Below are 20,072 nucleotides of genomic sequence, written 5' to 3'. Positions count from 1 at the left end.
CAGCTAGTGCGACGTGTTATAATGGCGTGTGCTATCGCTACTGCAACGACCCGGCGTTCGGCAACTGATCAAGTTTTGCCTCGTCGGGCTATCCTCTTTTATTATTGATGCGGGCTTATTATATTGGCTGCACTTTAATGTAGGACTGCCTGTGGCGGTGGCAGGGACGCTCTCTTTTCTTTGTGCGGTTACCAATGGGTATTTCTGGAACAGTCGCTGGACCTTTCAGGATCGCCAGAGAGATACCAGGAAGCAGTACCCAAAATTTCTGGCAACAAACGTGGTGGGCTGGGGCTTAAACCTCACCATCATGACGTCGGCGATTGTGCTGGCAATGCGTCTGGGAATGATGCATACGCACCGAGAAACAAGTGAGATTCTCCAGATAATCGCGACCGGACAGGGCAAGAGCGAGTTTAGCCCGTTCGTGCTGCTGGGAGCAAAAGTGGTGGCTACCGTGATTGTGGTCGCCTGGAATTTTACAGCCGCCCGGCTGTGGACGTTTAAAAAGACGCCCTCCGATGGGGCGGACTCTGAATAAATACAAGTGTTGATTTGTTGGTGCGTGCGGCAGTGTTGCCCTGTGCACCGATAGGAGATAGGTTTTGAAGGAAATTATTGTCAATAGCGACGCGCGTGAGACGCGTATCGCTGTCCGCGAAGACGGACAACTGATAGAGTTACATATTGAGCGCGATGAGCGTGTGGTGGGGAGCATCTACAAGGGGCGCGTGGATAATATCGTCGCCGGAATTGATGCCGCTTTTGTGGATATCGGGCTGGATCGCAACGCTTTTCTCTATGCGGGGGATATCATTCCGGGCGGCGGCGGCGACGATCTAGACGACGAAGGCAACTTTGACCGACGGGGGCGACGGCCACGCTCGCACACGCCCATCCGGGATCTCGTACGTCGTGGACAAGAGGTGCTGGTGCAGGTTACTAAGGGCGCACGGAGCACCAAGGGAAGCCGGGTCAGCACCCGCATCTCGCTGCCGGGGCGCTACCTGGTCTTCATGCCGGAGGAGAACTCCACGGGGGTCTCACGCAAGATAGACGATCCGCGCGAGCGGGATCGGCTGAAGAAGATCATCGAGGGCATTCGCAAGCCTGGCTACGGCCTGATTGTCCGCACCGAAGCCGAGGGCAAGACCGAGCGTGAGCTGCGCCAGGATCTGGAGTTTCTGGAGCGGACCTGGGCGGAGATTCGGGGCAAGGCCAATAAAACGCCCGCGCCTAATCTTGTCCACGCCGATCTGACTCTCCTGCTGCGTATTCTCCGAGACACGTTTGGCTCCGATGTTGAGAAGATGTATCTGGACTCCGCCGCTGAGTACAAAAAAGCCCACGAGCTTCTCGACTTTTTCGGCCCCAGCCTGAAAGATCGCGTGGTTCTTTACGATGGCGACAAGGCGATTTTTGAGCACTTTGCCATTGAGAGCGAGATCGAGCGCTTCCTCAAGCGACGGGTTCCGCTCAAGTCTGGCGGTTATCTGGTCATTGATCAGGCGGAAGCACTCACGGCGATTGATGTGAACTCCGGCAAGTTTGGAGGTAAGACCGAGGGGCTCAACGACACGATTGTCCAGACGAACCTAGAGGCTGTCAGTGAGATCGCGCGTCAGTTGCGGCTTCGTGATATGGGTGGCATTCTCGTGCTTGATCTCATTGATATGAACAATGCCGGGGATCGCCGCAAGGTTGAGCAGGCGTTTGAGAGTGCGCTCAAGACCGATAAAAACCGCTGTAAAGTCAGTCATATCTCCCCGCTGGGGCTGATTGAGATGACCCGCAAGCGCACCGGCGAGACGATCAACGAGCAGATGGACGAGATGTGCCCCTACTGCGCCGGAACGGGCCGGGTGTCGTCTCCGCAGAGTGTCGCCCTGAATATCGAACGGGAGCTACGTCGGCGTGCACGCAGCGAGAAGGGTGAGGCGTTCCTGGTGAGCTGCCATCCTCTGGTCGCTGCGGCAATGGTGGGCGAGGATGGCTCCGAGCTGGAGGAGCTGGAGCACGCGCTGGAGCGGGGAATCTATATTCGTGCCAATGAGCTGGGCCACCATGAGAAGTACGAGCTGACCACGGGGCGCTTAGACGATTTTGACCGGCGCTACGGCACGATCAAGCGTGGGCAGATGATTGACGCGCGGGTGCTGACCATTAGTGATGGGACGCCTCCGGTCGCGGCGGGCATCACGGAGGGCGGCATCATTGTCTTTGTGCCACCGACGGGGCGCCAGCCTGGGCACGGGGTTCGTGTCCGCCTCGCCGCCGTGAGCCGCTCTTTTGCCGTTGGCGAAGTGCAGGGCAAGGGCGGCAGTGGCGGCGGTGGCAACGAGCCTCCCGCCGCGCCCAAGCCCGAACCGCCCCGTGCTGCTCCCCGTGAAAAAGAAGCACCTGCCACGGACGACAACCGTGGCCGCCGCCGTCGCCGCCGTGGCGGACAGCGCACCGAAGCCGCTGCTTAGCGGGGGAGTGTCTCCCAGTGCACGACCTGGTTGCGGCCATGCTCCTTGGCGAAGTAAAGCGCACTGTCGGCGGCATCCACAAGCCTCTCGGGGCTTGCCATACTGTCCGTCAGGGTGGCCAGACCGATACTGGCCGTGACCGGGCGGTTGGGCCACTCTGAGCGTAGCAGCAGGGCACGCAGGCGCTCCCCCACAATCATGGCCTCGGTACTGTCGGTGTGCGGAAGGATCAGCGAAAACTCCTCGCCGCCGTAGCGGGCAACCGTATCGGAGAGCCGGGCGGTCTGGGCGAGAGCACTGGCCATGCGCCGCAGAATCACATCGCCCGCCGGATGCCCAAACGTGTCGTTGTAGCTTTTGAAGCTATCCACATCCAGAACCACCACGGAGAGCGGGAGCTGGTAGCGTCGGGCACGCTGCCACTCCATGTCTAAGCGCGAATCGAAGGCGCGGCGGTTGCTCAGGCCCGTCAAACCATCTTCCTCGGTGAGCTCGCGCAGACGCTCGTTCTCTTTCTGGAGCGTGCGCAGGCGCTGGATCTGGAGGCGACGTTCGACGCGCAGGAGTAAGTAGGCTCCCAGTAAGGCCAGAGTAAAGAGAGCGGCTCGCCCGATGGCTTCCGCACGCTGGCGCTGGTTGTCCAGACGAAGCGACTGTTCCCGCAGACGACTCTCCCGCAGACTGCTTTCTTGTACCTGAGAGACGCTGGCCTGCAGGGCGCTACCTTCCTGCTGGCTGGCTTGAAGAGCGGCAAATGCCTCGGGTAGCCGCTGTGCTTCGCGGAGCGTGGCGGCGTGTTCCAAGTGGCCTAAGTACGCTCTGGCCTGCTCCGGGAGCTGAGTGAAGCGCTGCTGCTGCGCCTGCACGAGAGTACCTGGGGCGCGCAGCTCCCTGAGGTCTTTCTCCAGTGTCTCACGGAGGCGGCGGAAGCGCTTGGCATAGTCGGGGCGCCCGGTTCCCACATAGGCAGCCTGGCAAAGCTCCGCCTCGCTTAGCTTACTGGCGACACTGCTGATCTGACCTTGGAGCCTAAGCTCGTGGCTGAGCAGGCGTTGCTCCTCCGCAACCTGGGAAGCGCCGCGCTCAGTTAGCGATTCGCCGACGACAACCGCGAGTGCGGTGAGGATCAGAAGGCCAAGCCACCGTGCGTTGGTCGGGGGACGCTCTGAGCGAGTGGACTCGTGCTTGTTGGAAGCGGAGGGCTCCTCCTGGATAGAGGCGAGCTGCGGCGAAAGGGCCATAATACGACTATTCTACCCCTGATTAGGTGTGGTTGGAGAGTGCACCCGTACTTTACGTACACGCCGTCCGGTAGTCTCGACCACCGTGAGCTGCGCATTACCGTAGGCCACTTGCTCACCGATACGCGGTGCACCACTGGTCTGGGAAAGTATCCAGCCCCCGATTGTCTCGACATCGGGCTCCTCATCGGGCCCCGTCAGCTCCAGCAGGCGCTCCAACTTCTCCAGAGGCATTCGGCCATCCACGAGATAAGTCCCATCGCTGCCGGACTCAATCTCGGGCCGTGTCGGGTCGCGCTCATCCATAATATCGCCGACAATTTCCTCTAGAATATCTTCGAGGGTGACGATTCCCGCCGTGCCTCCAAACTCATCTACGACCACGGCCATGTGCTGGCGCTGGCGCTGGAGCTCGCGCAGAAGCTGATCAATCGGCTTGGTCTCTGGCACCCGGGGCAGGTCAATCACAATGCTGAGTAGGTCGCCACTCTTGAAGCGCAACAGATCCCGAATATGAATCATCCCGATGATCTCGTCGGTGGAGCCTTCCTCACAGAGGGGGAAGCGCGTGTAGCCGGAGTTCTCCGCGATCTTACGATTTTCCGTGAGGGGCTTGTCGGTGGAGAGGAAGACAATATCCGGGCGCGGTACCATGATCTCTTTGGCCTGTCGGTGCGCGAAGTCTAGGACACGGTGCACCAGTCCAACTTCTTCCTCGCCCAGCTCACCCCCTTCACCGCTTTGTTCTACAATCAGCCTAATCTCCGCCTCCGAGTGCATCCCTTCGTCGTTGTGCCCACTTCGGTAGCCAAAGGGAAGCAGAATCAGTGAGGAGAGCTTACCCATTGCGGCCAGAGGAGCCTTGCAGACACGGTAGAAAATATCCAGCGGAATAATTGTTTTCAGCAGAATCTTCTCGGCGTCTTTGATCGCCATCGTGGTAGGCACGAGCTCGCCCAGAACAAACTCAACCAGGGTGACGATAACCAGGATCAGCACAGTAACCACCCAGGCAGGCAGGCTATGGATCACGGGCTTCAGAAACGCATGCACGACATCGTGCCCCACGCTGCCTAGAACCACGGCGCAAACCATGACCCCAAACTTGGTGGCGTGCAGGTAGTGGGAGATATGGCGCACCGCTTCCAGGGCACGCTCGGCTCCGAACACTTTACGCGCCGCCAGCTCCTCTAGGCGTGTTGTACGCACTTTCACAAGGGCCAGTTCTGCCGCCACAAAAAAGGCGGTCAAGAAAACGAGCAAGAGGGCAAAGAGCAGCTTTAAAAAGTTATCCACGGATTTTAGATTGTTCCAATTGTACCAGATGTGCAAATTCCCTGCCCTGAGCCGTTGAAATTGACAGACAAAGAACAGAAGAGGATACAATTGCCGCATGCAACGTTCTCACTTTTTTGGACTGGCGGCGGCACTTCTTCTGGCAGGCTGCACGCCTAAAACTCCTCACGAAGGTAGCTCGGGTAAGGCCCCACGCGAGACGCTCGAAGTGGGCTTTCTGCCCGTTACCTGACATCTGACGTGCCCGGTCACCGCCTTTGCCTCGGAGACCAGCACCTCAGGGACTCGGTTCGAGTCCCGTCGCTTTACAGACTGGCCCACGGTCGCTGATGCTCTGCGCACCGGTGCGCTCAAGGCCACATTTATGATTGCCCCGATGGCCATGAAGCTCAAAGCCGATGGCGTCCCCTGCAAGATTGTCTACCTGGGCCACCGTGATGGCTCCACCGTGATGGTGCGCAAAGACGATCCCGCAAAGTCGCTCGCCGATCTCAAAGGCCGCACTATTGCCATTCCCAGCAAGTTCTCCAACCAGTATCTTGTGATCCATAAGCTTATGGAAGACCAGGGGCTCAAAGAGAGCGATTTAACGTTCATCGAGATGCCGCCCCCGGATATGCCTACAGCACTGGCGCAAAAATCCATTGATGCCTACTTTGTTGGGGAACCCCACGCTGCCAAGGCCGAACTTGATGGCACGGGCCGCGTGCTCTACCATGCTAAAGACATCTGGCCGCGTTTCATCTCCTGCGTCCTCGTCGTGCGCGACGATCTGGCCAAAGACAAGCCCGAGGTCGTCCGTGATCTCGTCCGTGGAATCGCCGAGTCGGGGGAGTGGGCCGAGACTCATCGCAGCGAGGCCGCCAAAGTGGCCGCGCCCAAGTTCAAGCAAAAAGAGGAGCTTATTAAATTCGTCCTCAACGACCCGGGCCGCGTCAGCTACCGCCAGCTCACGCCCACCGACCCGGAGATGCAGATCATCATGGATATGGCCGTGAAAACCGGAATTATCAAGAAGGCGCTTCCTCTCAAGGATATCTTGGATCGCTCTTTTATTCCCGCAAAAATCGAAGCCGCCAAGATTGATGTGAAATAAAACATGCCGTGGATCAAGACCGTTTCCCCAAAAGAATCCGAAGCCGTGCGCGAGGCCATGATGGCGCAGCGCCCGCTCTACCCGGCTGCGTATGGCGGGAGCCCCGAGAGTGCGCAACACCTCCCCCAGGCCGTGCTCGATGAGAGCATTGTGGCGTCGCACTCGCTCATTCCCGAGGCGCTCAAGCATGCCTTCTCCACGTTTGGTGTCTTGATGAGCCCTGAGCTTCCGCTCTCACGCCGCGAGCACGAGCTGATCGCCGCCACGGTCTCGTCGCTGAATGCGTGCTTCTACTGAACGGAGTCTCACGCGGAGTTTCTGCGTGTCGAGACACTCGATAGTGATCTTTCCGAGGCGATTAAGTCTGACTGGCGCACGGCTCCAGGGCTCTCTGAGCGCGACGTGGCGATACTGGGCTATGTCGAGAAGCTCACGCGCCATGCCTACAGGATCCTGCCCGACGACTTAGAAACCCTACGCGCCGTGGGCCTTGATGACATCGGGATTTTGCAAGTGAACTTGATTGCCTCCTGGTTTAACTACATCAACCGGGTCGCGGATGGGCTTGGTGTTGGGAAAGAAGGGCTCAGAGTGGGACGTGCTACAATGAAGCCATGATGCGTTCCGTCTTAGCGCCGCTTGTGCTCCTTGCGCTGCTTGCGCGATTTGTTGTGGGTATGTCCCATGCTCAGACTCTCGACTGGGAAAACCCGGCGGTGGTGGGGATCAACAAAGAAGCACCCCGCGCCGAGATGGCTAGCTTCGATAGTGTCAAGGCCGCCGGGGGGGTGACCCGCGAGGCTCCTGGCGCGTTTGCTAAGCTTCTAAACGGCAACTGGAAGTTCCACTGGGTCGGCAAGCCGGATGACCGCCCCAAGAACTTCTTTCTGACAAGCTTCGATGATAAGAGCTGGGGGACGATTGCGGTGCCCTCGTGCTGGGAGCTTAAGGGCTACGGTATCCCGATCTACACCAATATTACCTATCCCCATGTTAAGAACCCTCCGTTTATCGCTCATAACTACAACCCGGTCGGCTCGTATCGCACGGAGTTCACAGTTCCCGAGACCTGGGAGGGCCGCGAGGTCTATATTCGTTTTGGGGGAGTTTATAGTGCCTTTTATCTCTGGGTGAACGGCAAGAAAGTGGGCTACTCCGAGGACAGCAAAGACCCGGCGGAGTTTAGTCTCACCAAGTACCTCAAGCCAGGCAAGAATTTACTTGCCGTGGAAGTCTATCGCTGGTGTGATGGCAGCTACCTAGAAGACCAGGACATGTTCCGCTACTCAGGGATCTTTCGCGATGTCTGGCTGCATGCCACTCCCAAAGTGCAGATTCGCGATTTCTTCTGCAAGCCAGAGCTCGATGCAAAGTACAAAGATGCCACGCTCAAGACTCGGGTCTGGGTGCGTAATCTCTCTGGTGAGCGTTCGGGGAGCCGTAAAGTTGAGGTCAGTCTCTACGACAAAGCGGGCAAACGAATCGGGCTGACCGAGGCGCTGCTCGATAGCTTCCCCAGCGGCCAGGAGCGCAGTGCTGAGGTGCGGCTGAAAGTGGAGAACCCGGCGAAGTGGACGGCGGAGACGCCCACTCTCTACACGGTGGTGCTAGCGCTCAAAGATGATAGTGGAGTGGTTCAAGAGGCAACCTCGACGCGCGTGGGGTTCCGCAAGATCGAGTGGAAAACAGGCGTCTTTACCATCAATGGCAAGCCCGTCAAGATCAAGGGAGTGAATCGCCACGAGCACGACCCGGATACAGGCCGCACGCTCTCCGTAGCACGCATGGTTCAGGATATTCGGCTGATGAAGCGCTTCAATATCAACACCGTTCGCTGCTCCCACTACCCCAACGACTCCCGCTGGTACGATCTGTGTGACCGCTACGGACTCTATGTGATTGATGAGGCCAATATCGAGAGCCATGGTATGGGGTACGGCAAAGAGAGCCTCGGGCATGATGTGGCCTGGCAGAAAGCGCACTTAGACCGCACCGAGCGCATGCTCCAGACCCACAAGAACCACCCGAGCATCGTGATGTGGTCGCTGGGCAACGAAGCTGGACCGGGCATCAACTTTGCCGCTACCGCCAAGCTGGTGCACACCCTGGATCCGTCGCGGCCCGTGCACTACGAGCGTGATAACTCCGTCACGGACGTAGACAGTGTGATGTACCCCACCGTTGACTCTATTATCGGTGAGGGCAAGCGCAAGTCTGGCAAGCCCTTCTTTGTGTGTGAGTACGCGCATGCCATGGGCAACGCGGTCGGTAATCTTGTGGAGTATGTTGCGGCATTTGAGAGCTCGCCCCGCATTATGGGGGGCTGCATCTGGGACTGGGTGGATCAGGGATTGACCAAGAAAGCACCCGGTGGCGAGTCTTATTTTGCCTACGGCGGCGATTTTGATGATAAGCCCAACGACGGTAACTTTTGCTGTAATGGGCTGGTGACACCCAACCGCACGATCACGCCCAAACTCTACGAAGTCAAGAAGTGCTACCAGAATATCGAGATTGTTGCCGAGGATCTGGCTACGGGCCGCATCCGTGTCACCAACAGGTTCAGCTTCACCGATCTTAAGGAATACACCCTGCACTACGTGGTCACCGAAGACGGTCAGAAGATTGCCAGCGGTAACTTGCCCTCCCTAAGCTGCCCGGCGGGTGAGAGCGTCAGTGCCACTCTGCCACTGAAGAAACCCAATCTCAAGCCTGGTGCCGAGTACTTTGTTAAGGTCTCCGTCTTGGTGAACACGCGGATGGAATGGGCTGAGGAGAATTATGAGATTGCTTGGGAGCAACTCAAGCTCCCGTGGCAGCCGAGTCCCGCACCGTTTATTGCCTTGGCACCGCTCGATGCTCGCGGGCAGTGGATCATTGATCTTCAGAAGTTTGGCCCCGGGCGTATCGCTTTCTCCCGTAATGGTGCCAATTTTGAGTTCGTCTTCAATCGTGACACCGGGATTTTAGAGAAACTCACTCATAACAAGAAGCTTGTTCTTTCGGGACGTGGCCTCTCGCTCAATGTCTACCGCGCCCTGACCGACAACGATAGCTGGCTACGGACGAGCTTTTTCGAATCGGGGCTCTCCAGCCTCACCCCGACCGTGGAGTCGTTTAGCTATAAGAACTCCGCTGATGGGGGAACGATCACGGTGACGGTCAAGGCGAAGTGGCTGGGCTTTAAGGGCAATGGCTTTGAGCAGACGGCGCTCTACACGCTCCTACGCGATGGCACGGTGCTGGTGGACTGGCGGCTCGATCCGATTGGGAACCTGCCGTCGCTGCCGCGCTTGGGAGCACGCTTTTCCGCTCCGGTCAGCTATAGCAATTTTACCTGGCTTGGGCACGGCCCCAGTGAGTCCTACCCGGATCGTAAGGCGGCAATGGACATTGGGCTGTGGAGTGGGCTGGTGAAGGATCAGTACATCGCCTATGTCCGCCCCCAGGAGAATGGCAATAAAGAGGACTGTCGCTGGTCCGCACTACTCGACAAGGAGAAAACAGGGCTTTTAATTGTCGCCGAGGACGAGCCGCTGGCGATGTCCGCGAGTCATTTTCTGCCCGAGGATCTCGATAACGCTCGCCATCGGCAGGGGGAAGAGAAGAAGTACAACAAGCTCGTTGCGCGCAGCGAGGTGAATTTCTGTATAGACTGGCTCCAGATGGGGCTTGGGGGGGCATCGTGTGGCCCCGGCCCGCTGGGCAAGTACCTGTGCAAGCTCGACACCACCGCACGGCTGCGCTTCTCGCTGCGCCCCTACAACCCGAAGCTCGGCGAGCTTGCCAGTGTGGCCCGCCGCCGCCTGCCGATTACCGCTGCCCCGCTGGTGGTACGGGGGGAAGATGGCCAGGTGACGATCTCCCACAAGCTGCCCGAGGCCGTTTTAAACTACAGCCTTAACGGTGGCCCGGAGCAGCGCTACACCGGGCCGTTCTTAGCATCCGGCGCGACGACTCTTGTGGTGCGTGCCCTCGTTGCCGGACTCCCTGCCAGCGAGACGATAACCACGACATTGCCCGAGATCATTCCGGTGGCACGCCTGAGCCGCTCTGGCTGGCGGGTGAGCGCCGATAGTGTCGAGCCCAGCGAGGGCGATGTTCAGAACGCCTTTGACGGCGACTCGGAGACATTCTGGCACACCGAGTGGAGCCAGCGCGAGCCCGCTCCGCCGCACACCCTAACCATCAACCTGGAGGATGAGCAAACACTCCTGGGCTTCGAGTATCTCCCGCGCCAGGGCCAGGCCAATGGGCGCATCGCCAACTACACGCTTGAAGTAAGTCGCGATGGGCGAAGCTGGAGCCCTGCACACACGGGGAGTTTTCCCAACACCACCAAGCTACAGCGGGTTTTCTTCACCAACCCCACCCGTGCACGCTTCGTCCGTCTGGTCGCAAAGTCCGAGGTCGGTGGTAAGGCTTGGTCGGCGGTAGCGGAGCTGAATCTGCTAACCGCCCCCTAACCCCCGTCCGACGGGGGAACTGAAAGGAAAATCCCTCTTATTCCCCCGCTGGGCGGGGGGGAGGGGGTAAGTATATGGCAATTTTAGAGACACTTTTTGGTTTAGATGGCAAGATCGCACTGGTGACGGGTGCGAGTGGTGGCATTGGCTCGGCGATTGCGCGGGCCTACGCGGAGGCGGGCGCAACTGTGATCCTCAATGGGACACGACGAGAGAAGCTTGAAGCGCTGGCGACAGAGATTGGGCTACCAGACAAGACCGTGATCATGCCCGCCGATCTGTCTACGCCTGAGGCGTGCAAGGGACTAATTGCGCAGATCGAGAGCGAGCTAGGGCGACTGGATATCCTCGTCAACAACGCCGGGATCAACCGCCGCAAGCCCGCCGCCGACTTCACGGAGGACGACTACCGAACCATTCTCTCGGTGAACTTAGACGGCGTTTTTTTTCTCTCGCAGGCGGCGTATCCGCTGATGAAGAAAAACGGTGGTGGCAAGATCATTCAGATCGGCTCGATGACCAGCTACATTGGGCTGGGCAATGTGGCCGTTTACGGCATGACCAAGTCCGCGATCGCGCAGCTTTCCAAGACACTGGCGGTGGAGTGGGCCAAGGATAATATCCAGGTCAACTGCCTCTGCCCTGGTTTTATTGTCACGCCGCTCACTGAGGCTGGGATGATGTCCGACGAAAAGAAAGTCAAGTGGCTGATGCAGCGCATTCCTGCCCACCGATTCGGTGTCCCCGACGATCTGGTCAGCACTGCTCTATTGCTCGCCTCGCCCGCATCGTCTTACATCACAGGTCAGCTTATCGCTATTGACGGGGGCTTTCTGGCGGGCGGAAGCTGGGACAATCCGTAGACGGAGACCAAGGAGGACAACATGATGGAAACAACGGCACTTCAGTTTCGCCTCACCGACGATGAGCGGCGGCACTTCAACGAGCAGGGCTACTTAATTGTGGAGAACGCTCTTGATTCTGACCAGATCACACGCCTCACCACACTCACCGATGCGGCATATACAACGAAGCTCACGAACGGCTTCGATCCGAGCGCGGCACTTTTCTATCCCAACTTCATCCCCGATGCCCCGGAGTTCGCGGATTTAGTGGACTACGAGAAGATCTTGCCCAAAGTCTGGGGGATTCTGGGCTGGAATATCTATCTATATCACGCGCACTTAATCATCACGCCGCCGTCAGGGAAGGCACGCGACCGCAAGACTTTTGGCTGGCACCAGGACAGTGGGCGCGTGAACCAGGAGATGGAGAGCCACCCACGCCCGCGCCTTTCGCTGAAGGTGGCCTACTTTCTCTCGGACACCAGTGAGGAGGGGCGGGGCAACTTCTGGATCATTCCAGGCAGTCACTTAAACGACACGCTTGCGCTCCCCACAGATAAACTCAGTCAGCCTGAGGGCGCGATCCCGGTGCGCGTTAAACCCGGCACTGCCGTGTTTTTTGACCGTCGGCTCTGGCACACCGCGAGCCCGAACTGGAGCGATGTCACCCGCAAGATTCTCTTCTATGGCTACGGCTACCGGTGGATTCGCACCAAAGACGACATGACGGTTAAAGACCTCTGGCCGCAGTCTGACCCGATTCGCAAGCAGCTCCTGGGCTACGGTACCAACTGCAACGGCTTCTTCTCGCCCACCGACGACGACGTGCCGCTGCGTGTCTGGCTCCGTGAGCACTCGCCAGAAGAGGCAAAATAACCTCCCCCCGCGCTTCGCGCGACCCCCTCCGGCTCCGCGAAGGGGGTTTTAGCCAGCAATCGTGAGCAAGATTCCGAGCAGGCGCTCGATGGGGTGCAGGTACTCTTCGTCGCCGTCTATCTCTAGGTAATCGCCCGTAAGCCGCAGGAAACGCCAGTTGCTTCCGGTGGTCACCGCGCCATAGAGAACCGGGAGTGGGTTGTCCTCGCGCTCATTGAAGATGCGGGCGGCGATTAGCTCTGCCGCACACTGAGCGAGGCCAAGGTTAATCTTTTCGTTCTTGGCCTCGACCACGGCAAACACGGGCGCATGGATAGAGTAGGGGTTGCTGTCACGAGAAAGCAGGTAGTCGCAGTAGCCATTGAGCCCGCGCTCGGCATCTACATTGAAGTCCACGCCCGAGAATAAGCTGATCTCCCGATTTCGTTGGCGACGGACTTCGGCGAGAATAGGCATGATGAGCAGCTCTGAGCGGGCTTTTTCTGTCCCAATCGCTAGCGCGAGAGGCTCGTATTCGTAGAGCGCGGTTCGGAGAAAGTCGCTGGGTGTCGCTGCATACTCCCCTTCAAAAAGTCGGGCCTGGAAGGTAACGCTCAGGCCAAACTCCCGTCGCAAAACAGAGAGATCGGTGAAGTTCGAGTAGGCCATGTTTTCAGTATACCGTTTCCGATCCAGGTAAAATAGCCGCATGCAACCAACGGACTATGTGGCGCTGATCGCCCATGATGGACGAAAAGACGTGATGGCGGACTTCGTGCGGCGGCACAAAGCACAGCTTGAGGGCTTGCCATTAGTGGCGACCGCGACCACGGGGGGGATTGTCGAAGCCGAGACGGGCCTCGACGTGCGGCGGGTGCTCTCGGGGCCGCGTGGGGGAGACTTACAGATCGGTGCACTGATCGCCGAGGGCAAGGTGCGCGCCGTGATCTTTCTTCGTGACCCGCTCACCGCGCACCCGCACGAGCCAGATATCTCGGCTCTGATGAAAGTTTGCGATATTCACAATGTACCGCTCGCAACCAACTTAGCGACAGCCGAGATGCTGGTAGATAATCTTAGGTAATGACGATGAAGCAACCCAATATCTTAGTGTTTCTGACCGACGACCACGGATCGTGGGCGATGGGCTGTGCGGGCAATAAAGAGCTACACACCCCCGCGATGGACTTTGTCGCCCGCACGGGAGCGCGCATGACCCATGCCTACACGCCGGGGCCGGTCTGCTCGCCCGCCCGTGCGAGTTTTTGGACGGGGCGTATGCCCAGCCAGCACGGGATTCACGACTGGATTCAGGAACCGACGCGTCCGCAGATTCGCTTGCAGGGCGAGGTCAATTTAGCGGAGCGCCTCAAAGGCGCTGGCTACCAGACGGGGCACTTTGGAAAATGGCACTGTGGCGCGAGCTGGGAGAAGCAGCCGGGCTTCGACGATTATTTAGGGGAGAACAAGGAGCAGTACCCCCATAAAGGCGTCTGCAAGTTTATGCACAACGGCGTGCCCGTGGAGCACACAGGCCACCGTGCGCCGTTTGTGACGAAAAAGGCGCTGGAGTTTCTAGAAAGGCGCGATAAATCCCGTCCGTTCTTTTGCTTTGTCGGCCACGTGGACACGCACTCGCCGTTCACGCAGCACCCGGAACGGCTGGTGACGAGCCATGCTAAAGACACCTTTGAGGACATTCCCAAGGAAAAGTATGTGGGTAACGCGGTGCGGGTGCCGGGCAAGCTCCCGGAGGCGAAAGAGCATCGGCGGCGATTGGAGCAGTACTACGCCGCCGTCGAGATGATAGATGAGCAAGTGGGCCTAGTTCTCGACTATCTCGACGGAATCGGGGAGCTGGACAACACGCTGGTGGTCTACACGGGCGATCACGGGCACATGAACGGCCACCACGGTCTGTACTTCAAGGGCAACGCCACGCAGCCGCCAAACTTCTACGATGAGAGCATCCAAGTGCCGTGTGTCCTGCGCTGGCCCGGGCAGATCGCCCCCGGCACGGTGAGCGCCGCTCCCGCAAGTCACTGCGATCTGTTTCAGACAGTGCTCGGGGCGGCGGGCGTTTCGGTAAACAACTACGACGGTCCAGGGCACAGCTATCTCGGCCTGCTGGGAAATGCCGTGGACATGAAGTGGACCGATGCAAGTTTCTGTGAGTACGGTACAGCACGCATGATCCGGACACCCAAGTGGAAGCTGATCGTCCGCTACGCCCCGCAAGCCACCGGCGATGAGCTTTATGATTTAGAGCGCGACCCTCGGGAGACAAAGAACGTGCTTGGTGATCCCAAGAACGCCGCAATAGTGAAAGAGCTACGGGAGCGGCTGGAGGTATTCTTTGCCAAGTACACGCAGCCCGGACGCGATGGGCGCGAGCTTGCCGCCAAAACCCCAGATTACTTCAACGACAGCAAACTCTGGCACGGCTAGCGCCCGACGTTTTCAAAGAGCTTGGCAAGCCGGTGCGCGTGCTCGTCGTAGGCGGCTTGGAAGATCTCCACGCTCCGCTCTGCGCCTACCACTACCGCACCCGCAAGCGCTCGAGGCGGCTGGCCCGCTTCGGTGAGCAGCTTGGCAGTCTCGGCCTTCATGCAGTTGATCAGCATTGCGCCGCCCACGGTAGAACCTGGCGCGACCTTCATCTCCATCCCCGGAATCTGCACCATCGCATCGCCGATGGGAGCACCCGTGTCTAAGACAACTTCCGCGAAGTCCATCAGCTTCTTGCCATCGCTGCGCTTGCTCGCCGACGCGTCCGCGTGGACTTTGGAGACGATTGCCACCACAGGAATCCCCTGGCTCTGGAAAAGCTCGGCGAGCTCGACGGGCACGAGGCTGCACCCCGACGACGAGATAATCAGCGCGGAGTCCGTGGCTTTTAGATCGAAGTTGCGCAGGATCTGCGCCGCCAGCCCGGAGACGTTCTCCAGGAACATCGCTTGGCGCTGCCCGTTGGCCCCAACGACTAAGTTATGGAAACTCAGCGAGAGCTCGACTAAAGGATTCCAGCCTGGATACGAGCCGTAGCGCGGCCACATCTCCTCGACCATCATTCGGCTATGGCCTGAGCCAAAGACATGCACCATGCGCCCGGTCAGGATCGTGGAGGCGAAGAGTGCGGCGGCTTGTTGCATCGAGGCTTCTTGTGCCGCCACGGTCTCGACCATCGCTGCGCACGCTTGCAAATAAGAAAGGGTAGGACTCATCGCTCTCATTCTACGATACGGACCAGCCGCCGTCTACTGTGAGCGTCTGTCCGGTGATCTGCGCTGCGCTCTCGCTCAGTAAGAATAGCGCGGCTTTTGCGATCGCATCGGCATCGAGCAAGCTTTCCGCAAGCGGCTGTTTGGTTTTTATGAATTCCAGAATTTCCGAATCGCTCTGTGCCCGTTGGCTCATGGGCGTGCACACCAGGCCCGGCGCGACCGCATTGATTCTAATTTTCTGAGGCGCGTAGTAAGACGCCAGCGTCGTGACCAGGCTTGTGATTGCGCCTTTGCTCGCGGCGTAGGCGTGGGTCGCAAACTTCCCCGGCTCCGGGTGCGTGGCGAGAACGGAGCCCGTGAGAACAATGCTCCCCCCACTTCCTTGGGCGAGAAACTGCCGCAGAACTGCACGGGCGATATGAAACGTCGTGTCTAAATTCAGCGCCAGCGTCCGGCTCCAACCTTCGTCGGTGCAAGCATCCAGTGGCCCATCCCCAAAGCGCCGCCCGGAGCCCCCGACCACGCAGAACACTCCGTCAAGGCTCCCCAGCGTCTGTACCGCCACCGCCACCGCCGCGTCCGCCTGCGCAGAGTCCGTCAGATCAGCGGCAAGATACGGTACACCCAGCGCTACGCAGTCATCGGCGTTTAGGCTTGTCACAAAGACCCGATGCCCCGCCGCCGTCGCCAACCGTACCGTCGCCGCCGCAATCCCCGTCGCGCCCGTGATGAGAACATTCATGACTTCTCCATTTGTTTATAGAGGTCCTGTAGCTGCGATGGCGTGACGGCGACGAAGCCGTCCCCGAGGATTTCGAGGGTTTTCTTGAGATCGCCGAGCTTGGAGCCCCAGTTCCAGATGAAGGCATTGATAAACGCGGGGCGGTTTTGCCCGGCGCGGTCGCGGATCTGCTGGGCGAAGTGTTCCGGGCCGCTGCCGCTGGTGGCGGCGCGGAAGACACTCTGGCCGGTGGGGAGTTTGTAGGTCAGCTCGTGGTAGTTCGTGACTCCTGCGTGGCCGTAGTCGGGGAGGAGGTAGGTGGTCTTGGGCATGAGCGTGCCGACCTTGGCGATATCGGCGGCGTCCACGTCCATCAGGCGCACCGTGTTCATGTCCATCTTCGCCATGTACTCTTGGGTGCGGCCATAAAAATAGCGAAACGCCGCGTCGCGGTCTGTCTTACTCAGCGCCGTGCCCCACGACGGCGGGTAGATATAGGCCACACCAGAAACGTCGCAGATAAACTCGTCGTTCGGGGTGGCGTGCTCGTAGTACCAGCGTGCCCAAGTGGGAGCAAGATCAAGGAGGGTCGGCCCCATGCCCCAGCCGACGGGAATCTGGCCGCGCACCGGGTCCTCGAAGTAGCGGCGGAAGTAGCCACGCCAGGTGCAGAGATTGTCGCCATCGCTCATGGTGAAGCAGACATAGACCTTGGTCGGGTCGAACTTCGGTGGCGCAGGGCGTGGCTTTTGCTTGAGTGTTGTCGCGGGGACACCGCTGTGCACCGAGAGATTGGTGATCAGATCGCTGACCAGCGTGATCTTCCCAAAGCGGCTCCCCAGCGCGACGCCATCGTCTTCCTGCAGGCCCATGCCGTCGCCGTGCCACCAGAACCCACGCACCACGGCTCCGAGGGGAAGCTTTGCCAGATACGCACGCAGCTCCTCCAGCTCCGCCGCCATGTCCGCGCCAGGCAGGTGTGCCGCCTTGGGGCCTGTGATCCAGAACACCGATGCTTTGGCGGCAATCAGATGGTCCAGCCCGCCCTGATCGAAGCGCGACGGGTCGAGGCTGCAGGTCAAGTAGGGGTCTTGCTTGGAGATTAGCTTGGTGCGGATATAGCGCAGCGCAGCGGCGTTGCCCGAAAACTTCCCACGCAGGTCTTGCTTCACCGTCAGCTTCAGCCGTTTTGCCAGCTCGGGTGTCTTGCAAACCAGCAGGTTCTCTTGCCCCGCCAGTGTTACGGCAACACACGGCGAGGCGTAGACTTTTGCGTCACAGAGTACCGCGCCGCGGTACTCTTTCTTGAAAGTCTCCAGAAGCGAGAACGGATCACTGACGGTAAGCGGCTTGTCAGTCGCGCCTTGCTTTTGCAGCTCGTCCAGCCAGAGCGCATCGTCGTCGTCGGTGAGGAAGTAGATTCGGGGCTTCGTGCGGTTCACTAGGCCCTGAAGCGAGAACAGCAGCACTTTCTCATCGGGTGTGAGTTTGCGGATATCGGCCACCAATAGCTGACGGGCGGGCGGCGGCATCTTGGGCTGGAAGGTTGCGTAGCGCCGTGGCACTTTGGGAAGCACGATGTTTGTGTAGACTGCCGGGCGCGGCAGGGCATCGAGCTTAGCAAAAGCCCGTTCCTTCTCGCTTTCTGTCAGAGCTCCCTTGAGCGCGAGCACCATCACCGTGGCTCGTGCGATGAGCTGGCGGGCCTCATAGCCCTCACGGTCGCGCTGGCTCAGGCGGTAGGTCCATGCATCGACCGAGCCTTTGAAGTTTCCCGCTTCGTGCACCAGTAGCGCGACCAAGGGGCGATCCGGCTCACCCAGTGCGGGAATGAGGCGCACGCCTTTGGGGAGCGACTTGGGATCGAGCCACTGTGGCGCAGGGCGCGGCACGGCAGTCTCGGTGACAATGCCTTTGAGCCGTAGCGGATCGCCGGTCGCGATGGTTGCGGGGGCGACAGTCTTGCCCGGTCCACCAAACCCTGCGAGTCCGATACCTCCCCCACCATAGCGGGCGGGCGCATCCTGGTGCCCAAGATCAACCCACTCGTTGCCCCGCCGCACGACGGGGTGTGTGAAGGGGATTCCAGTGGTGATGAGTGAGCCTTGGAGCTGGTGAAAAGCGCGAAGAAAGTCAAAAGCCCACTCCGGATAGTTGTTTCCGTGTGGGAGGATCAGGGCCGAGAAACGGGTGGTGTTGAATCGGGGGGAGTCCGCTAGGGCCGCCGTATCCAGAAGTTCGACCTCGATCCCAGCGGCACGGAGATCGTCGGCGAGGCGTGTGACCTCGAGCTGGGCGCTGACGGTGTTGAGGGGAAAGCTCGGTTCGTGGTAGATCGCGATCTTAGGCAAGGGGGACACTTCCTTCTGGCAGGTGACGGACACTACCTACAGTGACAGGCAGGTGGGTGTTGGCGCTGGCAATGGCGGCGAAGCACAGCGCGAGGCTGGCGAGGTTGCTATGCGCCGAGTTACGCGGCTCGCGGTTCTCTTCAATGGCGCAGAGGAGTTCACCCATCGTGCCCTTGAAGCCGTCGTTGAACCACGTCCCGGTCAGCTCTGGTGTGGCGATTCCCGCCTCCGTAATCAGTGTGACGGTCTGCGTTCCGAGATCCGGGCCGGTGCTGGTGAGGGTGCCTTGGGTTCCCGCGACAAACGTCCGGTCCAGCGAGCTGTGCTTGACATGAGCATCGAATACCAGCGATGCTTGCCCACCGTCGAACTGGACGAGCGCTTGGGCCAGCATCGGAGGTCCGATAGTCTGCCCGGCGGCGTGAGCCCGGGTGGCGTAGACCGAGTGTGCTTTGCCCGGAATCAGCGTGCTCACGAAGTCGAACCAGTGGATCGCGAAGTCGTAGAAAACCAGGTCGTGGATGCTCTCAAACGCCGTGCCTTTCACCCAGGTGTGATCCCAGTGCACCCCGACATGTACGGAGATCACGTCGCCGATCAGCCCGGCTTGCACGGCCTCACGGATATAAGAGAAATGCGGCGCCCAGCGCCCGTTCTGGTTCACCGCCAGCCTCACCCCGTTGGCATCGGCGAGCGCACAGAGCCGCTCGCCTTCGTCTAAACTCAGCACAAAGGGCTTCTGGGAGAGCACGTGCTTCTTAGCCATCAGCGCCGCCTCGACCAGTGGGATACGCTCGCGCGGGTGCGACGCAATATCCACGACTCCAATCTCGGAATCGCGCAGAATGTCCTCAAAGTCCGTCGTCACCTGCGCCTCGGGGTAGAACTCCGCCCGACGCTTCTCAGCTTTCTCGATATCTACATCGCAGAGCGCCACGACTTTGTAGCCCTGCGCTTTGTAGGCGCTCAGGTGCGCTTGCGTGATCCCACCGCAGGCGATGAGGCCGATCTTCGGGGAGTAATGTTTGGGTTTGGGGGGCAGGTACGGCAGCTCCGGCGCGGCCACACGCGGCTTCTCGCTCGCCTTCAGCGCGTAATCGTCGGTCGTCTTCTCGTCGCTCATGCCGCTACCGTTCGGCGGCGGCGGTGGGATTTCCTTTTTGGGGCGGACGCATTTGGGGACAGGCGCATAAATGGGCCTGCTGTTGCGGCAAGACCCATGAATGGGCCTCTAGAGATTCACCCTCTTCCTCCGCGAAGCGGGAAACAGGAAGAGGGTCGCGTGGAGTGAGGAACGAACGGAGCGCGGGGAGATGGCTCAACGTTCAGGAACCTTGTCAGAGTGCGGTTACGACGAGCTGAGACATATCCAGAGCCTTGATGAAATCGGTCATGCCCTTATAATGGTACGGGGTGTGCTAATTTCTCAGACGGCATATCGAGCGACCTCAGCCAGATCACGTCCTAAGACGAGGTTGAAATAACGAGCCAGATTGAAGGCTGTAA

At 59.5% G+C, this 20,072-nt stretch carries 18 protein-coding genes; 11 read left to right on the top strand and 7 right to left on the bottom strand.

What is annotated here, in order from left to right; translation table 11 throughout:
* Positions 1–28 precede the first annotated feature (28 nt).
* Positions 29–541, top strand: a complete 513-nt coding sequence (locus ACH2ED_RS02730) for a GtrA family protein (protein ID WP_395088672.1) — start codon at positions 29–31, stop codon at positions 539–541.
* Between the two features lie 64 nt (positions 542–605).
* The gene (locus ACH2ED_RS02725) at positions 606–2,471 is read left to right on the top strand and encodes a ribonuclease E/G (protein ID WP_395088671.1); all 1,866 of its coding nucleotides are present in this window, start codon (positions 606–608) and stop codon (positions 2,469–2,471) included.
* Here the strand turns inward: ACH2ED_RS02725 and ACH2ED_RS02720 are convergent.
* Both ACH2ED_RS02720 and ACH2ED_RS02715 read right to left on the bottom strand, forming a co-directional pair.
* Positions 2,468–3,712, bottom strand: a complete 1,245-nt coding sequence (locus tag ACH2ED_RS02720) for a diguanylate cyclase (protein WP_395088670.1) — start codon at positions 3,710–3,712, stop codon at positions 2,468–2,470. The genes ACH2ED_RS02725 and ACH2ED_RS02720 overlap by 4 nt on opposite strands.
* A 12-nt stretch (positions 3,713–3,724) precedes the next feature.
* Positions 3,725–5,008 (bottom strand): hemolysin family protein, encoded by a 1,284-nt coding sequence (locus ACH2ED_RS02715; RefSeq protein WP_395088669.1) that lies wholly within the window; start codon positions 5,006–5,008, stop codon positions 3,725–3,727.
* A gap of 97 nt (positions 5,009–5,105) precedes the next feature.
* On the opposite strand from ACH2ED_RS02715, the gene ACH2ED_RS02710 reads away from it, so the two are divergent.
* From ACH2ED_RS02710 to ACH2ED_RS02680, 7 genes are all read left to right on the top strand, one after another.
* A complete protein-coding gene (locus tag ACH2ED_RS02710) occupies positions 5,106–5,240 on the top strand; it encodes a hypothetical protein (protein WP_395088668.1) in 135 nt (44 codons plus the stop codon).
* 3 nt (positions 5,241–5,243) lie between these two features.
* Positions 5,244–6,104, top strand: coding sequence for an ABC transporter substrate-binding protein (locus tag ACH2ED_RS02705; RefSeq protein WP_395088690.1), 861 nt, complete (start codon positions 5,244–5,246; stop codon positions 6,102–6,104).
* Between the two features lie 3 nt (positions 6,105–6,107).
* Positions 6,108–6,401 carry a hypothetical protein gene (locus ACH2ED_RS02700; RefSeq protein WP_395088666.1) on the top strand — a complete coding sequence of 98 codons (294 nt, stop codon included), beginning with the start codon at positions 6,108–6,110 and terminating at the stop codon, positions 6,399–6,401.
* A 105-nt stretch (positions 6,402–6,506) separates the two neighbouring features.
* Positions 6,507–6,722 carry a peroxidase gene (locus ACH2ED_RS02695; protein WP_395088665.1) on the top strand — a complete coding sequence of 72 codons (216 nt, stop codon included), beginning with the start codon at positions 6,507–6,509 and terminating at the stop codon, positions 6,720–6,722.
* Positions 6,719–10,570, top strand: coding sequence for a glycoside hydrolase family 2 TIM barrel-domain containing protein (locus ACH2ED_RS02690; protein WP_395088664.1), 3,852 nt, complete (start codon positions 6,719–6,721; stop codon positions 10,568–10,570). The genes ACH2ED_RS02695 and ACH2ED_RS02690 overlap by 4 nt, the downstream gene beginning before the upstream one ends.
* A gap of 74 nt (positions 10,571–10,644) precedes the next feature.
* On the top strand, positions 10,645–11,433 hold the full coding sequence (locus tag ACH2ED_RS02685) for an SDR family NAD(P)-dependent oxidoreductase (protein WP_395088663.1): 789 nt from the start codon (positions 10,645–10,647) through the stop codon (positions 11,431–11,433).
* 21 nt (positions 11,434–11,454) lie between these two features.
* Positions 11,455–12,291 (top strand): phytanoyl-CoA dioxygenase family protein, encoded by an 837-nt coding sequence (locus ACH2ED_RS02680; protein WP_395088661.1) that lies wholly within the window; start codon positions 11,455–11,457, stop codon positions 12,289–12,291.
* Between the two features lie 48 nt (positions 12,292–12,339).
* On the opposite strand, the gene ACH2ED_RS02675 is transcribed toward ACH2ED_RS02680, so the two are convergent.
* Positions 12,340–12,939, bottom strand: a complete 600-nt coding sequence (locus tag ACH2ED_RS02675) for a hypothetical protein (RefSeq protein WP_395088660.1) — start codon at positions 12,937–12,939, stop codon at positions 12,340–12,342.
* Positions 12,940–12,979: 40 nt separating this feature from the next.
* Between ACH2ED_RS02675 and ACH2ED_RS02670 the strand changes: the two genes are divergently transcribed.
* The gene (locus tag ACH2ED_RS02670; protein WP_395088658.1) at positions 12,980–13,354 is read left to right on the top strand and encodes a methylglyoxal synthase; all 375 of its coding nucleotides are present in this window, start codon (positions 12,980–12,982) and stop codon (positions 13,352–13,354) included.
* Positions 13,354–14,718 (top strand): sulfatase, encoded by a 1,365-nt coding sequence (locus ACH2ED_RS02665; RefSeq protein WP_395088657.1) that lies wholly within the window; start codon positions 13,354–13,356, stop codon positions 14,716–14,718. The genes ACH2ED_RS02670 and ACH2ED_RS02665 overlap by 1 nt, the downstream gene beginning before the upstream one ends.
* Here ACH2ED_RS02665 and ACH2ED_RS02660 read toward each other — a convergent pair.
* The 4 genes from ACH2ED_RS02660 to ACH2ED_RS02645 are packed head-to-tail and all read right to left on the bottom strand — an operon-like array spanning position 14,715 to position 19,689.
* A complete protein-coding gene (locus tag ACH2ED_RS02660; protein WP_395088656.1) occupies positions 14,715–15,494 on the bottom strand; it encodes a sugar isomerase domain-containing protein in 780 nt (259 codons plus the stop codon). The genes ACH2ED_RS02665 and ACH2ED_RS02660 overlap by 4 nt on opposite strands.
* A 10-nt stretch (positions 15,495–15,504) precedes the next feature.
* Positions 15,505–16,236 (bottom strand): SDR family NAD(P)-dependent oxidoreductase, encoded by a 732-nt coding sequence (locus ACH2ED_RS02655; protein WP_395088655.1) that lies wholly within the window; start codon positions 16,234–16,236, stop codon positions 15,505–15,507.
* Positions 16,233–18,566, bottom strand: coding sequence for a GxGYxYP domain-containing protein (locus ACH2ED_RS02650; RefSeq protein WP_395088654.1), 2,334 nt, complete (start codon positions 18,564–18,566; stop codon positions 16,233–16,235). The genes ACH2ED_RS02655 and ACH2ED_RS02650 overlap by 4 nt, the downstream gene beginning before the upstream one ends.
* Entirely contained in the window at positions 18,559–19,689 is a 1,131-nt protein-coding gene (locus ACH2ED_RS02645) for a Gfo/Idh/MocA family protein (RefSeq protein ID WP_395088653.1), read from the bottom strand. The genes ACH2ED_RS02650 and ACH2ED_RS02645 overlap by 8 nt, the downstream gene beginning before the upstream one ends.
* Positions 19,690–20,072: the final 383 nt, after the last annotated feature.

The sequence above is a fragment of the Armatimonas sp. genome, from assembly GCF_043757465.1.
In the GTDB taxonomy this organism is placed as follows: Bacteria; Armatimonadota; Armatimonadia; order Armatimonadales; family Armatimonadaceae; genus Armatimonas.
The sequence above is the reverse complement of the archived record's forward strand: the minus strand, read 5'-3'. Positions and strand labels throughout refer to the sequence as shown.

Bases quoted from the DNA above. Each gene is read 5' to 3' on its own strand.
- ACH2ED_RS02665 (WP_395088657.1), top strand. From the start codon at position 13,354: ATGACGATGAAGCAACCCAATATCTTAGTGTTTCTGACCGACGACCAC.
- ACH2ED_RS02685 (WP_395088663.1), top strand. From the start codon at position 10,645: ATGGCAATTTTAGAGACACTTTTTGGTTTAGATGGCAAGATCGCACTG.
- ACH2ED_RS02690 (WP_395088664.1), top strand. From the start codon at position 6,719: ATGATGCGTTCCGTCTTAGCGCCGCTTGTGCTCCTTGCGCTGCTTGCG.
- ACH2ED_RS02670 (WP_395088658.1), top strand. From the start codon at position 12,980: ATGCAACCAACGGACTATGTGGCGCTGATCGCCCATGATGGACGAAAA.
- ACH2ED_RS02645 (WP_395088653.1), bottom strand. From the start codon at position 19,689: ATGAGCGACGAGAAGACGACCGACGATTACGCGCTGAAGGCGAGCGAG.
- ACH2ED_RS02720 (WP_395088670.1), bottom strand. From the start codon at position 3,712: ATGGCCCTTTCGCCGCAGCTCGCCTCTATCCAGGAGGAGCCCTCCGCT.
- ACH2ED_RS02660 (WP_395088656.1), bottom strand. From the start codon at position 15,494: ATGAGTCCTACCCTTTCTTATTTGCAAGCGTGCGCAGCGATGGTCGAG.
- ACH2ED_RS02700 (WP_395088666.1), top strand. From the start codon at position 6,108: ATGCCGTGGATCAAGACCGTTTCCCCAAAAGAATCCGAAGCCGTGCGC.
- ACH2ED_RS02655 (WP_395088655.1), bottom strand. From the start codon at position 16,236: ATGAATGTTCTCATCACGGGCGCGACGGGGATTGCGGCGGCGACGGTA.
- ACH2ED_RS02675 (WP_395088660.1), bottom strand. From the start codon at position 12,939: ATGGCCTACTCGAACTTCACCGATCTCTCTGTTTTGCGACGGGAGTTT.
- ACH2ED_RS02710 (WP_395088668.1), top strand. From the start codon at position 5,106: ATGCAACGTTCTCACTTTTTTGGACTGGCGGCGGCACTTCTTCTGGCA.
- ACH2ED_RS02680 (WP_395088661.1), top strand. From the start codon at position 11,455: ATGATGGAAACAACGGCACTTCAGTTTCGCCTCACCGACGATGAGCGG.